Annotated in this window: 1 protein-coding gene; it reads right to left on the bottom strand. The window is 75.5% G+C overall.

What is annotated here, in order from left to right; all coding sequences use genetic code 11:
• Positions 1–645 (bottom strand): SDR family NAD(P)-dependent oxidoreductase (locus tag SACPADRAFT_RS27110; RefSeq protein ID WP_157577148.1); only part of this gene is annotated, 645 nt, incomplete at both ends.

The raw sequence follows: 645 nt of genomic DNA, 5'->3' as shown, positions 1-645 counted from the left end.
CGCCCCAGGCGATGGCCGTGGCGGGCAGGCCGCGAGCGCGGCGGTCGGCGGCGAGCGCATCGAGCTCCGCGTTGGCGGCCGCGTAGTGGGCTTGGGCCGCGCTCCCGGTCACGCCGGACACCGAGGTGAAGAGGATGAACGCGTCCAGCTCACCGGTCAGCTCGTCCAGCAGCCGGGCCGCGTCGACCTTGGGCCGCAGCACGTTCGCGATCCGCTCCGGAGTCAGCGCGGTGACGACACCGTCGTCGAGCACGCCCGCGGTGTGGATAACGGAGTCGACCGGATGCTCGCCGAGCAGGGCGGTCAGAGCGTCGCGGTCGGCGGCGTCGCAGGCGGCCACGGTGACCCGGGCGCCCAGGGTGGTGAGTTCGTCGCGGAGGTCTTCGGCGCCGGAGGTGTCGAGACCGCGGCGGCCGAGCAGGAGCAGGTGCTCGGCCCCGTTCTCGGCGCACCAGCGGGCGGTGTGCGCGCCCGCGGCACCGAGGCCACCGGTGATCAGGACGGTGCCGCGCGGTTTCCAGGACGACGTGGGCGGGGCGGCGCGCACGATCCGGCGAACGCTGACGCCGCCGGGGCCCAGGGTGAGCTGGTCCTCGGCGTTCTGGGCGAGGACGGCGACGAGGTCGCCGGTGCGGTAGCCGGGGC

It is taken from the genome of Saccharomonospora iraqiensis subsp. paurometabolica YIM 90007 (assembly GCF_000231035.2).
Taxonomy (GTDB): Bacteria; Actinomycetota; Actinomycetes; order Mycobacteriales; family Pseudonocardiaceae; genus Saccharomonospora; species Saccharomonospora paurometabolica.
Note: the sequence above shows the minus strand (reverse complement) of the source record. Positions and strands in the feature narration are given on the sequence as shown.